This window comes from Gluconobacter kondonii (assembly GCF_002723995.1).
GTDB lineage: Bacteria > Pseudomonadota > Alphaproteobacteria > Acetobacterales > Acetobacteraceae > Gluconobacter > Gluconobacter kondonii.
Window position 1 is genome coordinate 66,955 of the sequence record NZ_BEWP01000003.1, and the last position, 21,490, is coordinate 88,444.

Annotated in this window: 17 protein-coding genes; 9 read left to right on the forward strand and 8 right to left on the reverse strand. The window is 58.3% G+C overall.

The window, feature by feature from the left end:
* Nucleotides 1-336 precede the first annotated feature (336 nt).
* Genes hemE through hemJ form a run of 3 tightly spaced genes read left to right on the forward strand, consistent with a single transcriptional unit; the run spans nt 337 to nt 2,554 of the window.
* A complete protein-coding gene (gene hemE / locus GKO01_RS04365; RefSeq protein WP_099285940.1) occupies nt 337-1,410 on the forward strand; it encodes a uroporphyrinogen decarboxylase in 1,074 nt (357 codons plus the stop codon).
* Nucleotides 1,407-2,111, forward strand: a complete 705-nt coding sequence (locus GKO01_RS04370) for an HAD family hydrolase (protein WP_099285941.1) — start codon at nt 1,407-1,409, stop codon at nt 2,109-2,111. The genes hemE and GKO01_RS04370 overlap by 4 nt, the downstream gene beginning before the upstream one ends.
* Entirely contained in the window at nt 2,108-2,554 is a 447-nt protein-coding gene (hemJ, locus tag GKO01_RS04375; RefSeq protein ID WP_099285942.1) for a protoporphyrinogen oxidase HemJ, read from the forward strand. The genes GKO01_RS04370 and hemJ overlap by 4 nt, the downstream gene beginning before the upstream one ends.
* A gap of 102 nt (nt 2,555-2,656) precedes the next feature.
* Here the strand turns inward: hemJ and GKO01_RS04380 are convergent, their stop codons facing one another.
* Nucleotides 2,657-3,628, reverse strand: a complete 972-nt coding sequence (locus GKO01_RS04380; protein ID WP_099285943.1) for an SDR family oxidoreductase — start codon at nt 3,626-3,628, stop codon at nt 2,657-2,659.
* Between the two features lie 24 nt (nt 3,629-3,652).
* The gene (locus GKO01_RS04385) at nt 3,653-4,252 is read right to left on the reverse strand and encodes a DedA family protein (RefSeq protein ID WP_174694244.1); all 600 of its coding nucleotides are present in this window, start codon (nt 4,250-4,252) and stop codon (nt 3,653-3,655) included.
* 150 nt (nt 4,253-4,402) lie between these two features.
* Between GKO01_RS04385 and GKO01_RS04390 the strand changes: the two genes are divergently transcribed.
* Nucleotides 4,403-6,322 (forward strand): dipeptidyl-peptidase 5, encoded by a 1,920-nt coding sequence (locus GKO01_RS04390; RefSeq protein ID WP_099285944.1) that lies wholly within the window; start codon nt 4,403-4,405, stop codon nt 6,320-6,322.
* Nucleotides 6,323-6,341: 19 nt separating this feature from the next.
* Here GKO01_RS04390 and GKO01_RS04395 read toward each other — a convergent pair whose 3' ends face one another.
* The 5 genes from GKO01_RS04395 to GKO01_RS04415 all read right to left on the reverse strand — a co-directional run bounded on the left by GKO01_RS04395 (nt 6,342) and on the right by GKO01_RS04415 (nt 12,888).
* A complete protein-coding gene (locus GKO01_RS04395) occupies nt 6,342-6,689 on the reverse strand; it encodes a hypothetical protein (protein ID WP_099286101.1) in 348 nt (115 codons plus the stop codon).
* A gap of 210 nt (nt 6,690-6,899) precedes the next feature.
* On the reverse strand, nt 6,900-7,892 hold the full coding sequence (locus tag GKO01_RS04400; RefSeq protein WP_099285945.1) for a hypothetical protein: 993 nt from the start codon (nt 7,890-7,892) through the stop codon (nt 6,900-6,902).
* Nucleotides 7,893-7,972: 80 nt separating this feature from the next.
* Nucleotides 7,973-9,562, reverse strand: coding sequence for a bifunctional aspartate transaminase/aspartate 4-decarboxylase (locus GKO01_RS04405; protein WP_099285946.1), 1,590 nt, complete (start codon nt 9,560-9,562; stop codon nt 7,973-7,975).
* 23 nt (nt 9,563-9,585) lie between these two features.
* On the reverse strand, nt 9,586-11,277 hold the full coding sequence (gene aspT / locus GKO01_RS04410; RefSeq protein ID WP_099285947.1) for an aspartate-alanine antiporter: 1,692 nt from the start codon (nt 11,275-11,277) through the stop codon (nt 9,586-9,588).
* Between the two features lie 312 nt (nt 11,278-11,589).
* Complete coding sequence (locus tag GKO01_RS04415) at nt 11,590-12,888, reverse strand: MATE family efflux transporter (protein ID WP_099286102.1); 1,299 nt, start codon at nt 12,886-12,888, stop codon at nt 11,590-11,592.
* A 246-nt stretch (nt 12,889-13,134) separates the two neighbouring features.
* Here GKO01_RS04415 and flgE point away from each other — a divergent pair, with 246 nt between their 5' ends.
* The 5 genes from flgE to rfaE1 all read left to right on the forward strand — a co-directional run bounded on the left by flgE (nt 13,135) and on the right by rfaE1 (nt 20,583).
* Nucleotides 13,135-14,442: a flagellar hook protein FlgE gene (gene flgE / locus GKO01_RS04420; RefSeq protein WP_244901321.1), complete on the forward strand. Its 1,308-nt coding sequence runs from the start codon at nt 13,135-13,137 to the stop codon at nt 14,440-14,442.
* Nucleotides 14,443-14,467: 25 nt separating this feature from the next.
* Nucleotides 14,468-16,000 (forward strand): flagellar hook-associated protein FlgK, encoded by a 1,533-nt coding sequence (gene flgK / locus GKO01_RS04425; protein ID WP_099285948.1) that lies wholly within the window; start codon nt 14,468-14,470, stop codon nt 15,998-16,000.
* A 2-nt stretch (nt 16,001-16,002) separates the two neighbouring features.
* Nucleotides 16,003-17,064, forward strand: a complete 1,062-nt coding sequence (locus tag GKO01_RS04430) for a flagellin (RefSeq protein WP_099285949.1) — start codon at nt 16,003-16,005, stop codon at nt 17,062-17,064.
* 78 nt (nt 17,065-17,142) lie between these two features.
* Nucleotides 17,143-19,014, forward strand: a complete 1,872-nt coding sequence (gene htpG, locus GKO01_RS04435; protein WP_099285950.1) for a molecular chaperone HtpG — start codon at nt 17,143-17,145, stop codon at nt 19,012-19,014.
* A 129-nt stretch (nt 19,015-19,143) separates the two neighbouring features.
* Nucleotides 19,144-20,583 (forward strand): D-glycero-beta-D-manno-heptose-7-phosphate kinase, encoded by a 1,440-nt coding sequence (gene rfaE1, locus GKO01_RS04440; protein ID WP_099285951.1) that lies wholly within the window; start codon nt 19,144-19,146, stop codon nt 20,581-20,583.
* Here the strand turns inward: rfaE1 and GKO01_RS04445 are convergent.
* Nucleotides 20,569-21,435, reverse strand: a complete 867-nt coding sequence (locus GKO01_RS04445; protein WP_174694232.1) for a helix-turn-helix domain-containing protein — start codon at nt 21,433-21,435, stop codon at nt 20,569-20,571. The genes rfaE1 and GKO01_RS04445 overlap by 15 nt on opposite strands.
* Nucleotides 21,436-21,490: the final 55 nt, after the last annotated feature.

Below are 21,490 nucleotides of genomic sequence, written 5' to 3' on the forward strand. Positions count from 1 at the left end.
TATCGACTGCGGAAAGAAGGACGAGTACTGCAAGAAACCCTGTGAAGGCATTGCGTCAGTACTGGGGTACATGGGGATAGTACCTGCCCTCCCGAAAGGAGTACCGAGTACCGTGGATTGTACGGTACACCAGCCGGAACTGGGGGTTGTACACAGCCTCTCTGTGGGCAATTCGGGATAGAATCAACGACTCCCTTGCAGACTGCGGTCTTCAGAGTTGTACACAGTGTGAACAAGACGGGGTACATTTTCAGAAAGCCGGGTACCCCGGTATCCACAGGGATCATCTTAACCTCCAGCATTTCTTTCTTTTTTCTTTTATGATTAGTGGGCGGCATGATTTCGGAAAACGCATCTTCCTCACCCTCGTCGAAACCGCTTTCGAAGCCTCTTCTTCGAGCCCTCCGTGGTGAAGCCGTCTGGCCGCCTCCGGTCTGGCTCATGCGTCAGGCAGGCCGCTATCTCCCCGAATTCCGCGCTATGCGCGATAAGGCCGACTTCCTGACCCGGTGCATGACCCCGGACATGGCTACCGAGCTGACGATCCAGCCGATCCGCCGCTACGGCATGGACGGCGCGATCCTGTTTTCCGACATCCTGATCCTGCCCTGGGCCATGGGTCAGTCCCTGGACTTCATCGAAGGCCGCGGCCCGGTCCTCGGTGCCATTCGCTCCGAAGCCGATCTCGCCCGGCTCGATCCCAAGCGCGTACAGGACGCCGTCGCACCCGTGCGCGAGACCTTGTCCCGCCTCGCCAAAGAGCTTCCCGACGTCACGACCCTTCTGGGCTTCGCAGGCAGCCCGTTCACGGTCGCCTGCTACATGGTTGAGGGCGGTGGATCGCGGGATTTCGCTGAAACCCGCCGCATGATGCAGACCAACCCGGCGCTGTTCGATCGCCTGATCGACACCCTGACTTCGAGTACCGCCGAGATGCTCTGCGGTCAGATCGAAGCGGGCGCAGAAGCCGTAATGCTGTTCGATTCCTGGGCTGGAATCCTGCCGCCTTCGGCATTCCGCCGCTATGTGATCGAACCGACGCGCCAGATCGTCGCGTACATCCGCGCCCGTCACCCCAACATCCCGCTCATCGGCTTCCCACGCCTCGGCGGCATCATGGTCCGCGAATACGCGCAGAAAACCGGCATCAACACGCTGGCGCTCGACACGGTCGCTGACCCCGCCCAGATTTCCGAACTGCTGTCCGAAGCCGTCCCGGGCCTCACCCTTCAGGGCAACATGGACCCGATGATCCTGTTCTCCGGCGGTGAAAAAATGATCCGCGAAGCTCAGGCCATCCGTGACGCCATGCGCGGAAAACCTCATGTTTTCAATCTCGGACACGGCGTCATGCAGCATACGCCCCCTGAAAACGTGGCGGCCCTCGTCGAGGCGGTACGGTCCATATGACAACCGCCCTGGATCCAGCAGGCCAGCTGAAACTGGTCATTTTCGACTGTGACGGCGTTCTCGTGGACAGTGAAGGTCCGTCCTGCCGCGCCACGGCGGAATTCGCCCGCTCCAAGGGAATGTCCATCTCCGACGAAGAGGCGCATCAGCGTTTCGCAGGTATGGCCCTGCCGCAGATCGTAACCGAACTCGAACACGAAATCGGTCATGCCCTCCCGGCAGAAACGGCAGTCATGCTACGCGAAAATCTCGTACAGATGATGCAGAAAATCGCAGAACCTGTAGGCGGTGCGCCCGAAATGCTGGCAGGCGTACGGTCTTTGGGACTGCCGGTTCGCGTCGGTTCGAACTCTTCCGTCCGTGAGATGGAAATCAAGTTCGAAAAAACCGGAATGTCGCAGTATTTCCAAGAAAACCGCGTTCACTCCGCCAACGATATGGGCTGCCCCAAGCCCGCCCCGGACGTCTATCTGTACGCGGCAAAAGTAGAGGGCGTCCTGCCAGAAAGCTGTGTCGTTATCGAAGACAGCGATACTGGAGCAGAAGCCGCCTGGAAGGCTGGCATGGCCTGTGTGCTGCTTCGTCCTGAAGACATGCCTGCACCGCCCTTCTGGCCCGTCGAAGGCTCGGTCCGCATCGCCCATCTGGATGAGCTGGTACCGCTGCTGCGCCGGACGCTTGAAAGCCAGAAACACGCATGACCGACTTTCTCGCGACGTATCAGAGCTGGATATTGTCCCTGCACATCATGGCGTTCATCGCCTGGATGGCCGGGACGTTCTATCTCCCGCGCCTGTATGTCTATCACTGTCAGGCGGTACCGGGCTCTGTCGAGAGCGAGCGGTTCAAGGTCATGGAGCGCAAACTCCTGCGCCAGATTATGACGCCCGCCATGATCGTGACATTCCTCGCAGGGGGCGCCCTCGCCTCCATTCCCGGACTGATCGACTGGAACGCAGGCTGGTGGTGGACAAAGCTGATCTGCGTCTTCGGTCTCGCCGGATTCCACGGTGCCTGCGGCACATGGCGTCGCGGTTTCGCCGAAGACCGCAACCAGCACCCGGAAAAATTCTACCGGATCGCCAACGAAGTCCCCACCATCCTGATGATGATCATCGTCATCATGATCATCGTCCGCCCCTGAGAAAGATCCCGAATAAAAGTTTTTGGTGAAGCTTTTTCTAAAAAGCTTCAAAAGACCGTCACCTTTTTGAAAAAAGGCGACACCAAAAAACTTTTATCACTTTCAGATCAGGCCGTATTTTACGCCGGTCATCTGTTCCGAGACGGTCCACAGACGCGCGGCCAGTTCGGGTACGTGCGCCAGAGCCGGAAGCCCGGCGATCCCCGGCACGCCACGGCGTTCTCCCGGCCCCTGTGGGCCATAATAGCTGCCGTCATGCGCCTGCGGACTGGCAAGAGCATAGAGCAGCGGCCACGCGCCTTCCTCGACCGTCTGCCCCATGGCATGAAACACCGGCCCGGCGACACTGCGCGCCAGACTGCGCATGAACCGCGCGGCTTTGTTGGCGGACTGGTCCAGACTGCCGTTATTCGCGACGATATCACTCGCCGCCCAGCCTGGATGCGCCGCACGCGAATGAATGGGCCAGGGCGCTTTTGCCGCCCGGCGGTTCAGTTCGAGCGCAAACAGCAGGTTGGACAGCTTGCTCTGACGATACCGCACCATCGGATTGTAAGAATGCCGCGCATTCAGATCGCCGAACGGGACTTCGCCCTTCAGCGCCGCCAGAGACGCCACCGTCATGACCGTCGCATTCCCCGCCGCCAGCAACGGCAGCAGCCGTCCGGTCAGAGCAAAATGCCCGAGATGGTTGGTCCCGAACTGCAACTCGAACCCGTCTTTTGTCGTCAGACGCGTCGCAGGCCCCATAACCCCGGCATTGTTCGCCAGAAGATGGATCGGCTCGCCCCGGCTGTGCATCGCGGAGGCAAAAGCCTCGATCCCGGCCAGAGACGCCAGATCCAGCAGCTCGAACCGCGATTTGACGAACGGCACCCGTTCATGAAGCCGTGCTAACGCCGCCTGTCCCTTGTCATGACTGCGACCGCTCAGCACGATCGCAGCACCCTGTTTCGCCAGCCCGCAGGCGACCTCGAACCCCAGCCCCCCGGTCGATCCGGTGATGAGCGCCGTCTTTCCGTCCAGACGTTCAAGAGAGTCCGTGGACCATGCGGGAGCGGAGGGCTGTGTCATGACGTCTGTCCTTCCAAGTCTGTGTCAGCTCGGTTTTTTGTCCATACGCGATTCCTCGCGCTTTTCGTCTTCCTCGGCCTGCCGGAGCGCCTCATCCGTCAGGCGCTTCTCGTTCTTCTTGAGAAAAACGAGTGCTCCGATCAGACAGCAGACCCCCACGACCGCCATGGCGATCCCGACCGGCCCGGTGATCTTCTCGATCTGCTTGCCAAGCTCATAGGTCACAAAGGCATAGCCACCGGCCCAGCAGATGCCACCGAGCGCATTGAAGAACAGGAACGAATGCCAGGGCATCCGGTTCGCTCCCGCCAGCAATGCGACGAACACGCGCAGCACCGCGACGAAACGCCCCAGAAACACGACGATCCCGCCATGCCGACGGAACAGATAGCGCCCCAGCATCAGCCGCTCTTCGGTCAGACCAACTTTCTGGCCGTGCTTTTTCAGAATGCCGTAACCGAAGTGATGGCCGATCAGATAGCCGATATTGTCGCCCATAATGGCGCCGAGCACGGCTGACAGCGCGATCCAGCGGATTTCCAGATGATGGGTGCTGCCTGCATAAAGCGAAGCGGCGATAATGACGCTCTCCGCCGGAAGTGGAAGTCCCATGCTCTCGAACATGACGGTGATGCCGACGACGCCATAGCCATACTGCATCAGCATGTGATCGAGAAAATGACTGAGATGAAACAGCGGTTTGGTCCTGTTCAAGCTGTGGCGGAAGAGAGTGCCACGGGCTACGATACTACGGCATCGGAGACAGGATGAAAAATGACGCCCCCTTCCCCCGCATCTTCCGCAGCCTTATCGGGACACTGGCCGTCCTGGGTCACGCCCGAACTCGTGGCCGGACGCACCCTGTCCTTCTCCGAACTGCGCACTGCTGGGGAGTGGATCTTTTGGCTTGAAAGTCGCCCGGACGAACAGGGCCGCTCCGTCATCACGGCCCGCGACCCTGAAGGCCACATCCACGACCTGATCCCGCCAGAATACTCGGTCGGCACTCGTGTGCATGAATATGGCGGCGGCGCATGGGACGTGCGCCTGAAAGACAACGCCCCGCAGGTCGTCTTCAGCGATCGCAAACGCGGCGGCGTCTGGTTCAGCGACGGCACCACCGCCACGCAATGGGCGACGGCGGGTGAAAGTCCCGAACACCGCTACGCCGACCTGACATTCGATCCCGCTGCCGATGCCGTATTCTGCGTGCGTGAAAGCCACGGCGACGGCGTGCCCGTCGCAGCCCTCGTTCACGTTCAGGCCGACGGACGCGAAACCGTGCTGGTCGAAGGCGCGGATTTCTACGCCGCTCCCCGGCCCTCACCCGATGGACGTTTTCTGGCCTGGTTCAGCTGGAACGACCCGGCCATGCCCTGGACCGCCACGACGCTTTCCGTCGCCCCCTTTGACCGCACAACCGGCACTCTCGGCCCCGTTACCGACCTGACCGGACCCGAACCCTGCAGCATCATCGAACCCTGCTGGACCCCCAACGGCACGCTCTACGCCACGTCCGACGCCTCGGGCCGCTGGACTCCCATCCGCTTTTCCCATGACGAAACAGGCTGGCACTCCCACTCCCTCGACGGCGCCAACGCCGAAATCGGCCTGCCGCACTGGGTGTTCGGACAGCGCAGCATGGCCCCGCTGCCCGGAAACCGCCTGCTGGCCCTCGGCATCCGCCACGGCCTCAACCATGTCCTGCTGGAAGACAACGGACACTGGACCGACCTTGCGCTCGGCACGCCCGTCAACGTCCCCGAACCTCTCGGAAACGGACAGTTCGCATGGATCGACGCCCCAACAGACGTCCCCGCCGCCATCGCCTTCGGCCGCCCCGGCGAAGCCTGCGACCGCTTCCGCATCAGCGTCACCCTCCCGCACGGCGTCACGAAAGCCGATATCGCAACCCCCATCCCCCTGAGCTTCCCAACTGCAAACGGCGCAGAAGCTCACGCTTTGGCCCATGCCCTGTTCTACGCCCCCGCCAGCAGCACCAGCGCCCTGCGGGAAGGCGAAAAACCCCCGCTCGTCGTCATGGCGCATGGCGGCCCGACCGGCCGCGCCAATCCGTCCTTCGCCTTCAAGGTGCAGTGGTGGACCTCGCGCGGTTTTGCCGTCCTCGACGTCAATTATCGCGGTTCAACCGGCTTCGGCCGCGCTTACCGCGAAGCACTGGACGGACAATGGGGTGTCGCGGATATCGAAGACTGCCTCGCTGGCGTGCAGGCGGTGCTTGATCGCGGTCTCGCTGACCCCGCCCGCTGCGTCATCCGTGGCAGCAGCGCCGGCGGCCTGACGGTCCTCGGCGCCCTCGCACAGTCGGACCTCTTCGCCGCCGGAGCCTCCCTCTACGGCGTCACGGATCTGCGCGCTCTCGCCGAAGAAACCCACAAATTCGAAGCGCGCTATCTGGACGGCCTGATCGGCCCCTATCTCGAAGATGAGGCCGTGTATCTGAAACGTTCTCCCATCACGCAAGCCGAGGGCATTACCGTTCCTGTCCTGTTCCTGCATGGCGGCGCAGATAAGGTCGTTCCCCTGTCACAGGCGGAGTCCATGCGCACAAAACTCGAACATTCCGCCCTGCACGTCTATCCCGAAGAAGCCCACGGCTTCCGCGCCCGAGAAACCATAGAAGACGCCCTGCAACGGGAACTCGCCTTCTATCAGCAGGTTTTTAGTGCATAGATCCTGGCAGATCCCGGTTTCAGTCGTCGGAGAGTCCGAACTGGCTGGGATAGGGCATGGCGTTGCGGCCGAGCTTTTTCTTTTTCCAGTCCGCTAACGCCCTGTCATATTCGACATGACGCAGGGCGAACTGCAGCGCTTCCACATGCCGCTCGTCGGCCGGGTCCATCATGTTCCGGCGCCAGCCCGCCGCAATCAGCCAGTATTCCCCGGCCAGTCGCCAGTCCCCGGCCTCATGATGCTCCAGCGCCAGACGCTCAAGCCCATGATATTTATTCTTCGGATTGGCGAGCGCTTCGGGCGTAAGAATGAAATCATCCCCTTTCCAGAGGAAGGTCGATTTCATGTAGGGAAACTGCCGGGTCATCACACCCGGATCTCCAAAATGTTCTTTAATCAGCATCGGAACCAGTCTGTCGTAAGACCTACGCCATTCGCACTGCACAGACTGTCTCCTGAAGATCACGTTAAATAGAGTGCCGTCTCTATAACGAACCGCTCTTCCAGAGTCGATTTTTTGCCAATTTTGCCTCTGGCACCGGATATAAAAAATTACCGCAGCAGACGGGAGAAAATTTTAAAACACGGCATTAATAGCAAATTGTGGTGACGCCTGAATATTCTTGTTATGCCCCGCAAAATAAAAAGGCGAACCAACAATTATTCCCCAACGCGCGTTCCAGTTATATTCGATCGCCGGAGAAATCTGCCAATCCGTTTCAGAAGCTCCAGTTTTATGGATGTAAGCGCCGCTCTGGTCGTGCCCGCGCAAAGTGGAACCATTCGCCCAGTCCCGCGCAAGGTCCATGGCCAGAACCCATTTCTGGTTTATTCCATATTCTAATGAAAACCCTGTCTGTCCGCTCATCCCAGGCTGACCGTAGCCGCGAAAGCCATTTGTCGTTCCGTAACTTGTCATATCAGTTAGTTTTGCTGACGTAACAGCGCGCCGAAACCAGTTCCAAACTCGAAGACGCAGTTCATGATGACCTGGCAGGGTGTAGGTTGATTGTTCAGTCAAAGCAAAGCGGAAAACATAAGCACCGCTTCCCATACCGTCCTGAGAACTGCCAAGTTTTGTATAATTTCCTGTGGGGAAAATCATGCCCGCAAAAAGATTAAAAGCCGGAATATAACGCGTGGGATCAGGTCGAATAAGACGATAAATCAGATCGACAGGCATATCGCCTGCCTGAGGACCATGAGAATGCCCGTCATTATGCTTCCATCCGTAGTTGACGATGGTATGAACCTGAATGCTGAAATTTTCGGAAATGCCATATTTCCAGAGCGTGGAATTGGTAAACATGCGCTGCATTGGATGCGTGGCGGGTAATGTCTGTCCGTGTGAACCGAACCGTCCCAGCGGCTGGCTATAGGAAGAATAAGGTTCAACATTCAGAACACCTTTTTGCGTAGTGCCTGACGGTGAAACCAGTGATCCAGTGTACCATTGATCTGCGTAAGCAGGAGATACGAAAACGCCTGTCGCAAGAAGAAGGCAAAAACCTGATTTTCTTATGAACGATGTGCTTGTCCCGCAGACCTTATGTTGAATACGGGCTATCATTTATTGACCTGCTTTTGTTTTTCATAATCAGAAAATCCGGTAATGCCGAAAGGGATTTCCCTTTCGGCATCGGACTGAATTCAGTTCTGTGACTTCAGAAATTCAGAATGATATTCATCCAGCATCTGGCGTAATGAACGGCCAATCGCGGCATACTGAAATTCATTCAGGTTTGCGAGGGACGCTCTGGCAGACGGTCTGGTCGCTCCAAAACCGGCCCCGGGCAGTAAGACAATGCCGGTTTCATTTGCAATTCGGAACAGGATTTCTCCCGAACTGGCGCGCTTGAGCATCCACTGCGTGAAGTCCTCGCCATAAAGGGCGCGACTGGTGTCCTCCAGATCGATCAGCGTGTAATAATCAACAGCGTTCGCATCTTCCGACGGCGCGACACCCAGTTCCTGATACAGCGCGGCTTCGCGACGACGGATAAGGCTTTTCAGTGTCGCTTTGTAACGTCCTTCATGATCCATCAGTGCAAACAGGGAAAAGAGCACCATCTGAACCTGCTGTGGGGTAGACAGTCCGGCCGTGTGATTCAGCGCCACGGCACGACTGTCTGCAACGAGTCTGTCAATAAACTTCAGACCCGCAGTATCTGTCGTCAGGCTGGAATAGCGCGTTGTCAGGGCGTCTTTTGCATCCGTAGGCAACTGCCGGAGATGGGCATCGATTGCGTTGTCCTTGTGCATGCCGATAACGCCCAGACGCCAGCCGGTTGCTCCAAAATATTTTGAGAAGGAATAAACGAGGATCGTGTTACGGGGGCAGATGGCATAAAGCGAACGAAAACCATCAGCGAACGTGCCATAAACATCATCCGTAAGGATCATCAGATCAGGGCGATCCTGCACGATGGAAGCAATCTTTTCCAACGATGCATCATTCATTTTGACGGATGGCGGATTGCTGGGATTAACGCAGAAAAATATCTTTACGGCAGGGTCACGCAATTTTTCCAGTTCGCTGTCTGGATACTGCCAATCCAGCGCCGGATCTGCCTGTATGGCAACAACTTCAAGGCCGTATTCTTCAAGCTGTGGAATTTCAATATATGGAGAAAAGATCGGCATACCGATCGCCACCTTGTCTCCTTTTTTGATCAGTTTGTTCTGTTTGAACGAATTGAACACATAGGCCATGGCAGCCGTGCCGCCTTCGGTCGCAAAGAAGTCTGTGGAGTCCAGGGAAACCCGGCCGCCGACCATTTCACGCAGCACATACTGGCCAACAATTTTTTCGCTTAATGCCAGCATACGCGGAGGTGTCGGATAATAGCAGCCGAGAATGCCTTCCACCATTTCAACAAGAAATGTATCGGCTGGAAGCCCCATCTGGTCACGAACATAGCTCAAAGCCTGCCCGAGAAGCTGTGCTTCCTTCTGTTCCTGATTGCTGGCGATAAAATGGTCAAAACGCCCCTCAATGCCTTCAATCCGAACCGTTCCACCAAGATCAGGGGAAAGATAGGAGAGAGACAGGCGTGCTTCTGACAAAGCATATTGCCCGAGAAGAAAGAAAGCCGCGCGGGGGAGAGTTGCCAGAAAATTAGGATTACCACGCCCGGCATTCAGCATCACCCGGTCAGCTTTTGATGAGGCAAGCTCAATGAGTGTATCTTTGAGCTCAAAAGGGCTGAGATTGCGAAGTTTTGAATAATCGTAAGTCATAATTAAATATCCGTTTTAAAGATTTAGGAAAATGCGACCACAAGGGGTCCAAGAAGAGTAAGAAGAACGTTTGCAACTGCGTATGTAATGGCGAAAGGCGTCGTGGGAACGGCGTTCCCCGCCTTGTTCAGAACCTCACCAAAAGCTGGATTGGCACTGCGTGATCCCGCCAGAGCCCCGGCGAAAATGGCCGTATTGTCGTAGCGAAGCACATAACGTCCAAAGAGCATTGTCAGGATCAGTGGCACCAGCGTTACCACAACACCCAGAAGAAAAAGCGTCACGCCATGCTGCATGATCGTGGCAATCGCTTGCTGACCTGTTTGCAGTCCCGTTACGGACACAAAACCAGCCAATCCGAAATCGACCAGAAATGTTGACGCCGCGCGGGGCATATTCCCGGTCGCGGGATGACGGCTTTGATACCAGCCAAACAGGAGCCCCGAGAGAAGGGCGCCCCCACCGCTTCCAAGTGTGAGCGGGACTGAACCCAAATGAACCACGCCCAAACCGATTAACAACCCGACGGCCACACCCAGCCCATGGAACACCAGATCGGTTTTGAGGCTTGGAACAAGTGGGGTGCCGATTTCTGCTACGGCCCGCTCCACGTCTGCGGACGTGCCCAAAAGCGTAACAACGTCCCCGGCCATAATCTTCAAGGAGCCTGTAACTGGAACAGCCTTTCCGGCACGGGAAAGGGCAACCAGATAAACGCCATGCCGGACAGCTGCCGAAATAGACTGCACACATTGATCGATCGTTTGTCCCACAAAATCCTTGCGAGACAGAACAACATCCCGGCGGATTAGGGAAAGGTCCAGATCAGGCGATTCACCGATCTCCTGACCAATTTTTTGTCCCGCAGCCAGCACCTCTGAACGATGGCCAACCAGCAGCACCCTGTCTCCCGAAATCAGTGGTGTCGTGCTCTCTATTCCAATCGGCTTGTCATCCCGGATCACTTTCTCGACCGTGATCCCGGCTGCCATTTTTTCAATCGCTTCAATGGTCAGCTCGGATTGGGTCAAACGGTAGGCGCGTCCAACCAGATGAGGAAAAGCAGAAACTTCCCCCTCACCGACGATATGCACGCCACCCGCCTGCTCAGCTTCGGCCCGGATAGCATCCTCACGAATGCTGCGTTTCATGAACCAGGGCAAAACATTGACGCAAAGAAGAATGGGGCCAATGGACCCAAAAATATAAGTTACCGCATATCCGACCGCGACATTGCCCTGAAGTTGCTGGACCTGTGCAATCGGCAGGCCGATTTTCTCCAGTGATGATCCCGCTGTGCCGATAATGGCAGACTGGGTAAGGCCCCCCGCCGCAAGCCCCGCTGCAAGGCCTTTATCAAGATGGAACATGCGTGCAACGGCTACAACGGTGATTAATCCCGTAACAGCCAGCACAACAGCCATTAGAATTTCTTTAACGGATTGGCGTCCTAGAGACCTAAAAAACTGAGGGCCGCTTTGATAACCAACAGCATAGATGAAAAGTGCGAAGAGAACGGCTTTGATACCAGAGTCGATATGCACACCGATCTGACTGATAAGGACGGCGGCGAGAAGCGAGCCTGCCACGCCACCAAGCTGAAATGACCCGAAACGAAAACGCCCTATCCAACAGCCCAGAACCAGGGCGAGGAACAGGGCGATTTCCGGACACGCACTAAAAATACTGGAAAGAAAAGTAGTGAGTGTTTGCACAATGAGAGCTCCCGGAAAGCTGTTTCCCAAGGTAGATATCCAAGAAAATATGTAAATGACTCAGATCAATCAACAAATATAAATGTTAAAACCCATTCCGAATTTGGAATAATAATTTCTGTGCATATAGAAATCTATTGTATTCTATATTGGAGTCAACCGGATTATTTAAATAAAATCAATCCCCCTCGCATTGCTTGGTCAAAGGGGGGGAAGCGTAATAAACCAATTTGATTCAGGGCTCTCTTTTCAGAGAGGGATGGACGGGCCGTCCAAGCTGGATATTTTCCAGAAAACCAATGGGTCTTGACGCTACGGCTTCATAATATCCGGCTCCAGCTTCCGGATCACCCGGAACGCCGTCACCACTGCCAGACTGCCAAACAGCACCACGCCCAGCGATTGCCCAACCAGAATCCCGACCGGCCCATAAGCCGACCCGAACCAGACGAACGGAATGGTCCCCAGCGTCGCCCGTCCCCAGTTGAAACCGGTGGAATAAAACGGGTGCCCCAGATTGTTGAACGCCGTATTGGCCACAAACAGGAGCCCCACGAACATGTAACTCAGCACCAGCCAGCAGCAGAACAGCCGCACGATATCGACGCCCACACCCTGAAGCTCGAAAAGCTGGATGATGTACGTGTGCGCAGCTGCCAGAACCAGCCACGTCGTGCCCACACACAGCGCCGTCAGCTTCAGCGCCGCCAGAAGCGCCTCCTGCACGCGATGGATCTGCCGTGCGCCGAGGTTCTGCGCCATGATCGGCCCGACCGACCCCGTCAGTGCGAAAACCAGCGAAAACGCCACCGGCACGATCCGGTCGATGGTCGCCTGTCCCGAAACGGCATTGAGCCCGAACCGCGCCATCGCATGCGTCACGAACAGTGCGCCCGTCGGCGTGGCCAGATTGGTCGCAATCGCCGGAACCGCAATCCCGCCAATCAGCCGCGTGGACGGCCCGAAAGCGGAACGCTCCGGCCATTCCAGCATGGCATGACCCCGAAGATTCAGAAATCCACTCGCCGTAATGGCCAACCGCGCCAGAACCGTGCTGATCGCCGCACCTTCAAGCCCCAGATGCAGCCCGAAAATCATGATCGGGTCCAGACAGGCGGATACAGCCGCCCCCGTCAGTGTCACCCGCATCGAGCGTTTGGCATCTCCCACTGCCCGCAGAAGCGCTGACAGCGCCATCCCAAGACACACAAGCGGCAACGCTGGCGATACAATGTGCAGGAATGTGGCGGCATTTTTCTGCGCCTCGCCATGCGCGCCCAGCAAACCAAGCAGAGGCGTGGCGAATGTCGCCGTCAGCAGGCCCAGAACGGCGGCAATCGCCACCATAACCACCAGAAATGCCGAGGCCATCCGACGCGCCTCGGCATGCTGACATGCCCCGATCAACCGTCCCGTGCAGGCACCAAGTCCGATCGTCATCCCGATGGAAACCGATACCTGCACGTAACTGATAGCCGTCGCAAACGCGATCGCCGCCGTCAGCGTCTTGTCATGCAGATGTGAAATATAACCGTAATTGAGCAGATCCACGGCAAACACGGCCATCAGCCCGATCGCCCCGGTCCCAGCCATCGTCACCACATGACGCATGATGTTGCCATGAACGAATCTGGCCGGTTTTACCGGAGAATCGTCAGGAATACAGGGCTTTTGGGGATCGTCGTCTGGCTCTGGCATGCCCCCCCATCATGCCCGCTTCAGGCCCGGAGAACCAGAGGCCGACAGCGTTTTTTCGTCCCTATCCTGGCTCTGTCTCTGTTCGTAACAGTAGGCGAATCCGCCCTTTTTGCGCTTGTAAGGACTTCTTTAATATCCGGTGTGGAATCTTCGGCAGCGATGCTCGGGCATACGACCCGCAGCCTGTTCCATGTCCGGGAGTATGCCATGTCCTCGATCATCAATGCAGTTCACACTGCCGTCAGCGGCCTGAACTCGCAGTCACACGCCTTCAGCGATCTGTCCAATAACATCGCCAACAGCCAGACCACCGGTTACAAGGCCAGCACCACCAGCTTCGAGGACTACGTCACCAACAACGAACTGGCCAGCGACGGCGAAGCCCTGAGCGACAGCGTCGTCGCTACCACCCGCCAGCACAACGACAACCAGGGTATGGTGACGACCTCGACCAACAGCACGGCCCTCGCCATTTCGGGAAACGGCTTCTTCAACGTCGTGCAGGCCACCGGCCAGAGCAACGACAGCACCCCTGTTCTCGGCACACAGCAGTATTACACCCGCAATGGTGACTTCTCGCAGGACAAGAACGGCTATCTGGTCAACACGTCGGGCTATTACCTCGAAGGCTACAATGTCAACGCCTCCACAGGCACCCTGAGCACAGCCCTCAGCCCCATTCAGGTGCCCTCCACCGTCAAATTCCAGCCGACGGAAAGCACGAAGCTGACCCTGACCGGCCAGATCGGTAGCACCGCGACATCCAGCGGCGGCAGCGCCACCACGTCGGCCACGGCCTATGACAGCAAAGGCAACGCCCAGACCGTCTCCCTGAACTGGACGCAGGTCGACGCCACCACCTGGACCGTCAGCAACGCCAGTGACGCGACCAACAGCGCGACCGTGAAATTCGATTCCTCCACCGGCGCGATTGCCTCCGTCAACGGACAAAGCCAGGCCACCGGCTCCACCGCCAGCTTCGAATATGATGGCTCACCCCAGGACATGACCGTCAGCCTCGGAACCATCGGCGGCACGAGCGGCGTCAGCCTCGCAACGGACGGCTCAACGCCGACCGGCGTTACAGCGGTGTCCGACAGCGTGACCACCGGCACGTTCTCCGGCATTTCCATGCAGACGGACGGCTCGGTCATGGCAACGTTTGACAACGGCTACTCCCAGCTCGTCGCCAAGATCCCGCTGACAACCTTCGCCAGTCCGAACAACCTGTCTCCCCAGAACGGACAGGCCTACACCGCCACGTCCCAGTCCGGCACCCCGCAGATCAACGCCGTCAATACCAATGGTGCTGGCACCCTGAGCACGGCCTCGGTCGAAGACTCCACAACCGATCTGACTGGCGATCTCAGCAAGCTGATCGTGGCCCAGCAGGCCTATGGCGCGAACACGAAAGTCGTCTCCACGGCCGATCAGCTTCTTCAGACAACCCTGGCGATGATCCAGTAAACACGACTGAAGGGACACCGGCTCCATGGGACTGAACAGCGCACTCTCGATTGCAACTTCCGGCCTGAATGTCGTTCAGAATGCTATGGCCGTTGCCTCCAACAACGTCTCCAATGCAGGGACAAGCGGCTATATCAAGGAAAGCGCCAACGTCCAGTCGAGCGTGGCTGGCAATACAGGCAACGGTGTCCGCACCGCCGCCACCACACTCGCGACCAACCAGCAGGTCCAGAAGGCGCTTTACGCCCAGAACGCGGACGTGGCGGCCTACACGGCCACCAGCAATTCCCTGTCCAACATCACAGCGCTTCAGGGCTCTACCAGCGCCACATCCGGCAGCAGCGGAACGCTTTCGGATGAATTGGGCAATCTTCAGTCGGCGCTAACGTCCCTGACCTCCACTCCCGATAGTGCTTCGGCCCAGAGCACGGTCGTCTCCGCCGCGTCCACCTTCGCCCAGTCCGTCAACACGCTGGCTTCGGCCTATCAGACCCAGCGTCAGACAGCGCAGAATGCTGTCGTTTCTTCGGTCTCGGACATCAATACCGATCTCACCACGATCGGCACCCTGTCCACCAAGATCATGAACCTCAAAAGCACCGGTCAGGACACGGCCGCGCTGGAAAACCAGCGCTATACGGCCCTCTCCTCCCTGTCCTCCGAGCTTTCCGTCTCATGGTCCGAGTCCGCAAACGGCGACATGACCATCGCCACGGCCGACGGCATCACCCTGCCCACGCGTGACACCAGCAGCTCCAGTGGCGCGACCGTCTCGTCCACATGGCCGCTCACCACGTCGTCCGCTCAGATTTCGGTCAGCACGACCTATCCCGGCACATCGTCCAGCAACACCATTCCCGCCATCACCCTGAACGGTCGCGATGTCACCACGCATCTGACGGGCGGGACGCTGGGCGCAAACATCACCCTGCGCGATACGACGCTCCCCACCATGCAGGCGCAGCTGGACTCCCTGTCTTCGACGGTCGCCACACGCTTTCAGGCTCAGGGCATGTCCCTGTTCACGACATCGGGCACAAACGGCGTTGTTCCGGGAACCTCCCAGACAGACCTTATTCCCACCGGCAGCGTCGGCTTCTCGCAGGACATCAGCGTCTCCAGCACCTATTCCAGCGACCCATCCAAACTGCTCGACAGCACGACGTCCGGCACCCAGACCATCCAGAACGTCCTGAGCTATACGTTCGGCACAACTTCCGACTCTTCCGGAACCGCCCAGACGGCCGCACCCAGCAGCAATCTTGGAATGACCGGAACCCTGTCCACGGGATACACGGGCAACCAGAAAATCATTTCCCTTGCGACCTCTCTGACCGCCAATCAGGCCGCCACGGCCAGCGATGCAAGCAGCGGCCTTGCCTTGTCGCAGACAACACAGACCAGCCTGACGTCCAATCTGTCCGGAACGTCCACCGTCTCCATCGATACGGAAATGGCGAATATCGTCACGCTCCAGAACGCCTACGCTGCCAACGCCAAGGTTGTTTCGACCGTCCAGACAATGTTCAGCGCCCTGCTGAGCGCAATCGGAACCTGATCATGACCGGAACCATCTCCAGCTTCGGCTTTGGCGGAATCTCCAGCCAGCTCCTTCTCGGCGTCCAGAATCTGTCTCAGGCGAAAGACGCCCTTCAGCTTCAGGCCAGCACCGGCGTTCTCGCCAGCAGCTATGCCGATCTCGGGTCTTCGCGGACACAGGCTCTTGCGCTTCAGCCCGCCATCACGCAGGTTTCTGCCTGGACAAGCAACGTCACGAACGCCCAGACGACGCTGACGACAACACAAAGCGCTCTGTCCCAGATTTCCACCATCGCCCAGGACCTGACGAGTTCGCTTTCCACTCTCGGCAGCACGCTGTCTTATTCAACCGTCACGACGGCTGCCTCTGCCGCCCAGTCGGCGCTGACTTCTCTGGGCAACCTGCTCAACACCCGGCAGGGCGACAGCTACGTCTTCGCTGGGCAGCAGAATACGATTGCCCCCGTCAGCACGGATCTGGGCACATCGGACCTCGCGACCCAGATCGCCCAGGCCGTCAGCCAGCTCGGCTCGACTAACGCAGCGGATGTGCTCAGCACAACGGAAAATCTGGCCGCCAATACTTCTGTCGGGCAGCCTTTCTCGGCCACGCTGTCCACAGCGCCCGATCAGGCAAAGCAGCAGAACACGCGCGTCGTCGTCGGTCAGTCTGAGACAGTGTCCGTCGGAATGGTCGCCACACAGGGCGCGACATCCACGTCCACCACTTCCCCGATCCGCGATCTCATGCGCAATCTGATGGTGGTCGCCTCCCTCGGCTCGTCTTCAACCAGCACCACGGACTATTCGAGCCTGATTTCCGGTCTTCAAAGCTCCATGGACACGGTCACGAGTGGTCTGGGCACCATGAGCGGTCTGCTGGGTGTCCAGCAGAACAGCCTGACCAACCAGACCGCCATGCTGACCCAGATGTCCTCGGCTTTGACGACTCAGCTCGGTCAGGTGAAAGATGCTGATCTTGCACAGGTTTCCACGCAGGTGACGGATACAAACAACCAGCTTCAGGCGTCCTATTCCCTGATCGCGGACATGAAAGGCATGACGCTGGCTTCTTACCTCTGATCAGGCCTCTGATCCCGGTTGAAAAACCGTTTGTGACATCGCATATCAAGATCACTTTCCTAAACGGAGATTGATGAGATGAGTGAAACGAACAACCAGCAGCCCGCCGAAAAGCATGAGTTCAGTGCAGAGGTTGGACGGCTGCTGGACCTTGTGGTCCATGCCCTTTACTCGGATCGTGAAATCTTTCTGCGCGAACTCGTCGCCAATGCGGCGGACGCGACGGACAAGCGCCGTTTCGAAGCCCTGACAGACAGCGCTCTGGCGCTTCCCGAGAATGCGTCCATCCGCATCAATCCGGACAAGAGCCAGAAAGAGCTGACAATCTCCGATGACGGCGTGGGTATGACCCATGACGAACTGGCCCAGAATCTTGGCACGATCGCCCGCTCCGGCACGCGCGCTTTCGGAGAAAAGCTGAATTCGGCAAAGCCTGAAGACCGCCCGAATCTGATCGGTCAGTTTGGCGTCGGTTTCTACGCAGCCTTCATGGTCGCGGACCGTGTGGAGGTCACCTCCCGCAAGGCCGGTTCCGATCAGGCCTGGACCTGGTCTTCGGACGGCAAGGGCGCCTTCACGCTGAGCCCCGCATCCCGCTCTACGCCGGGCACCGACATCGTCCTGCATATGAAGGACGATGCCGACGAGTTCCTCGACAGCTGGCGTCTGCGCTCCATTATCCGCAAATGGGCGGACCATATCTCCTGGCCCATCACCCTGCGTGAAACCAAGGAAGACGGCACCACGGAAGATCAGGCTGCTAACGAAGGCACGGCCCTGTGGAGCAAGCCGAAATCCGAAATCACGCCGGAACAGTATGCCGAATTCTACCGGCATATTTCTCATGCTTTTGACGAACCCTATGCGACGCTGCACTGGCGCGCGGAAGGTGTGACCGAATTCACGGCCCTCCTGTTCTTGCCCAGCGCTCGTCCGTTCGACTTCATGGAACAGTCCCGCGAAAGCCGGATCCATCTCCATGTCCGCCGGATGTTCATCACCGACGAAGCGGAACTGGTTCCGAACTGGATGCGCTTCGTGCAGGGCGTGGTCGATACGGAAGACCTGCCGCTCAACGTCTCGCGCGAAATGCTTCAGGCCACCCCGGTTCTGGCCCGCATCCGTAAAGCGGTCACCAAGCGTGTCCTGACCGAGATTCGCAACCGTGCGAAGGAGGCCGATGGCGGTTTCAACACGTTCTGGGAAAACTTTGGCGCGGTCATCAAGGAAGGTCTGTGGGAAGACGCCGAGCACCGGACGGAAATCGCCGGTTTCGCCCGTTTCCATTCCACCCAGGGCGACGATCTCGTCACGCTGGACGACTATATTGCGCGCATGAAGGATGGTCAGGACGCCATCTATTATCTGACCGGCGACAATCTTGACGCACTGAAATCCTCTGCCCAGCTTGAAGGCTTCCGCGCGCGTGGCCTTGAAGTCCTGCTGCTGTCTGATCCGGTTGACGGCTTCTGGCCGGAGCGCCTGTCCTCCTATCAGGAAAAGCCGCTGCGTTCCGTAGCCCATTCCCACGGCGATCTGGAAAAATTTGAGTCCACGGATGCCGATACGACCGAAGCCGCCGACGTCGAAAAGCTGGTTCCGGCCCTCAAGGACGCTCTTGGCGAGCAGGTGAAGGATGTTCGCAGCACGGTGCGTCTGACGGGAAGTGCCGTCGTTATCACATCCGATGGCGGCCCGGACCTGTCGATGCAGCGCCTGATGCGCCGCTCAGGTCAGGCCATGCCCGCCATGCCGCCGATCCTCGAAATCAATCCGAAGCACCCGCTCATCAAGGCTCTGGCCGAGCGTGTTGCAAAGGGCGAGAGCATCACCGCCTATGCCAGCGTCCTGCTGGATCTGGCGCGTGTGCAGGAAGGCGAACCCCTGCCCGACCCGACCGGTTTCGGCCGCTCGCTCGCCACGCTGCTGGCTGGTCCGGCCGTCGGGTGAACGGGATCTGAACGCAGCATTCGCTCCGTTCCTGTCCATCAAAGGCGAGGGAGTTCATCCCTCGCCTTTTCTTTTTGCTAAGCTCCTGTGAGATATAAAACAGGCGCATGACTGAAGGAGTAGCAGGCCGTGATCGACGATTTCCGCTTTGGCCGCATAACGGTTATCGGCGACCTGCTGCTGGATCAGTATATTTCGGGCGGCGTCAGCCGCATTTCTCCTGAAGCTCCCGTTCCGGTCGTTCTTCATGATGGCCTGCGCTGTGTGCCCGGAGGAGCGGCAAATGTCGCGGTTAATGCTGCCGCTCTGGGCGCGCAGGTGCATCTGGTCGGTCTCGTCGGCGAAGATGAGTCGGCCCAGCGACTGAAAGACAGTCTGAACCTCTGGCCCACCATCCAGACGGACGGCATCGTATCTTCCCCCGACTGGACCACCATCACCAAGACCCGTGTTGTCAGCGGTCGTCAGCAGATCGTGCGTATCGACGTCGAAAAACTGATACCCCTTTCCGAAATACTCCAGAAACGTCTCATGGACGAAGCCCTCCGCGCGATAGACGTCTCAGACGTGCTCGTCTGCTCGGATTATGCCAAGGGTGTTCTGACGGATGAGGTCCTGCGGGTTATCATCGCAGCCGGTCGTGCCAAAGGCATTCCCGTTATCGTCGATCCCAAAAGACGCACGCTGGAAGCTTATGCCGGCGCCACACTCGTGACACCCAACCGGATCGAAGCGGAACAGGCCAGCGGGCTTTCCGCCCGAACCGATGGTGACGTCCTGAAGGTGGCGGAAACCCTCTCCAGTCAGTTCGGCGGCGACGTTCTTGTCACCCGCTCGGAAGACGGAATGACGCTCTGGCAGCGTGATGTGAAACCGCTGCATGTCGCCAGCCGCAAGTCCGAAGTCTTCGATGTTTCCGGTGCCGGAGATACCGTCGTCGCCACGGTTGCCGCAGTGCTGTCTGCTGGTCAGACGCTGGAAACTGCCGTTGTCATCGCGACCGCCGCCGCTGCTCTTTCGGTCAGCAAGTTCGGCACCGCAACGGTATCCCGCGAAGAGTTGTCACGTGAACTGCTTCAGGAAATGCCCGAGACAGGCGCGCTCGTTCCGGTTGAGCAGGCCGCGCGTATCGTGGAAAGCTGGCACCGGCATGGTGCGAAAGTCGTGTTCACGAACGGGTGCTTCGATCTGGTCCATCCAGGGCATGTGAGTCTGCTTCAGGCTGCCGCCCGCGAAGGAGACCGCCTCATCGTGGCGCTCAACACCGACAGCTCTGTCAGCCGCCTTAAAGGGCCAACCCGCCCGGTCCAGAAGGAAGATGCCCGGGCCAGAGTGATCGGCGCCCTGCGTCCAGTCGATCTCGTCGTGCTGTTCGACGACGACACCCCCCTCGACGTCATCCGCATCCTGAAGCCCGATATTCTCGTTAAAGGCGCGGATTACACGGAAGATCAGGTCGTCGGTGCCGATGTGGTGAAAGGATATGGTGGCAAGGTGGTACTGGTGGACCTCGTGGACGGCCAGTCCACCACACGTCTCGTCAAAGGGATGCAATCAGCCCCGGCCTGAGGCCCGTGTCCCCGGCCGCATGGCCGCCCTCTGCCGGATTTCGCGTGGAGACGCACCGAATTTCTGCCTGAAACGCCGGGAGAAATGCGCGGCATTGCGAAAGCCGTGGTTCAGCGCGATCTGGGCAATCGGGAGTGCATCATGTGCCGGACTTGTCAGGTCCGAGTGGATGCGTTCCAGCCGACGGTTGAGAATCCAGCCTGCGACTGCGCCTTCTTCTCCGTCGAAAAGCTGGTAAAGCGCCCGCGTCGAAATCCCGGAAGCCTCCGCAATGCTTTGCGGGGTCAGATCATGTTCATGCAGACGCGATTCAATATAGCGTCGGATATGCTTCTGCCGATGCCGCCGCCGCCCTGCCACACTGACTTCCAGATCCAGACAATCCAGAATCGTCGTAATCAGCAGATCCGTGACATGTTGCAAAAGGCGCTGGCGTGTTTGTGGAGCGGCACTCTCCAGAGCTCCGGCTTCGAGCATGGAGGCAGCCAACAGGAGAAAAGCTCCCGGTCCCCGAACCAGATCGAAAGAGAGCAGTGGGAGCCCGGAAAGCATGGGAAGATGTCGCAGCAATGCCTGACGCGTGACGCTGAGCAAAAAGACGTCGACAGTTGGTTCGATGCCAGGCGGTTGTGCCAGCGTGGAAAACTGATGCGGGTCCAGATACAATTTACCTGTGGATTGCCGCGATAGAACCAGAACTGTCCGCCCCTGATCCAGTAGAGCAGTAATTGCGGGTGACAGTGCCGTGCTGAGACGAACGACAGCCGGATCCATCCCACGCGGAGGTGCCGCAAGAGTCGCCAACGGAATAATCCGCTGTGCACTCAGGTTTCCCGGCGCAGTATCCGTCACGACCGTGTTCTGGAGAAAATTTTGGGAATGTCGCTAAATACCATTTTTGGTAGTA